This is a genomic window from Providencia alcalifaciens DSM 30120 (assembly GCF_000173415.1).
Lineage (GTDB): Bacteria > Pseudomonadota > Gammaproteobacteria > Enterobacterales > Enterobacteriaceae > Providencia > Providencia alcalifaciens.
Genome location: NZ_ABXW01000058.1, coordinates 1 through 1,051, shown reverse-complemented (window position 1 = coordinate 1,051; position 1,051 = coordinate 1). Strand labels below are relative to the sequence as shown.

Genomic DNA, 1,051 nt, shown 5'->3' with positions numbered 1-1,051 from the left:
TTTGTGATCATCGAATTAATCCCGCTGCTGGGAACCCTCCAAAATCCAAGGGCTCATTTTCACCAAAGCGTTTTTTGCAATCACTAATAAGTCCGCCGCATTTATCTAATGCTGGATCATCAACCGGCTCTCCACGCTCATCGAAATATTTATTGCCGGTATAGTTACATCCTCGCCCACTTCGATAATCACCTTTCATGCACCAGAAACAGAGATTATGTATCTGGCGAACGGGTATCATAATTCCTTGCAAATCGAACGGGCTAGATAACTCAAACTCAACCACTTCACCTGCTACTTCATTCGTTTTACGGTCAACGTAATACACTTGCGTAAAACACTCGTCAGGGTTTGCTGTTGAGTTTCCATCAGTGAAGTTTTTAGCATCCAGATAGTGAGCAAAAGTTTCATAAATAGTGACTTTTGCCTGAGCCATATCATCAAACTGTAGGCATAGAGAAGATATCAAACCATTAATATTAGCCACTCTTAATAGTGGTCTAGCTGGGCTTCCATCACTGTTTTTAGCCATCCCTTCAATCTCATAAGCCCATGCGCCATATTCATTTCCTTGCCACCAAATAGGCTTAGGTTTGATATCACCGCCAGAGGCGTCAATGTCTTGTGGTGTATGCGGCAAGTTATAGGCATGAAAGCGAAGAATAGGACCATCAAACTCACTGCCATCTACTTCAATTAACTGAACCTTATGACCAGGCTCTAACTTTTGAATATCTGATGTTATGTTCATGCACTAAATGCCTGTTCAAACGTTGCTGTTATAGTGATAGAGCTACCGCCAATTGGCTTTAATGTGATGGAATCTGCCTTCACCCGATACAGACCTTTATCACCAAATGGTGGAACCCAGATAAATGATTTTGCTGTGTGCGACCGGATAAAGGAAAAAATAGGCATTACCTCAGATTTATGACCTGTATAAACAAATGACCATGATTGAGATTCCGTGTTAATGCCATCGCCGGCGACTTGCTTATAGCCATCACCAAACTCAACCTCTTTTATTCGGTGTTTGAACTCACCCACTGGA

2 protein-coding genes are annotated in these 1,051 nt (G+C 42.1%); both read right to left on the bottom strand.

Features of this window, described 5'->3' with window-relative positions; genetic code table 11:
* Positions 1-7: 7 nt before the first annotated feature.
* The gene (locus PROVALCAL_RS14720; protein WP_006660112.1) at positions 8-751 is read right to left on the bottom strand and encodes a phage minor tail protein L; all 744 of its coding nucleotides are present in this window, start codon (positions 749-751) and stop codon (positions 8-10) included.
* Positions 748-1,051 (bottom strand): phage tail protein (locus PROVALCAL_RS14715; RefSeq protein ID WP_006660111.1); only part of this gene is annotated, 304 nt, incomplete at its 5' end. The genes PROVALCAL_RS14720 and PROVALCAL_RS14715, both read right to left, overlap by 4 nt.

Coding starts and splice junctions, on each gene's coding strand:
- PROVALCAL_RS14720 (WP_006660112.1), bottom strand. CDS start 751: ATGAACATAACATCAGATATTCAAAAGTTAGAGCCTGGTCATAAGGTT.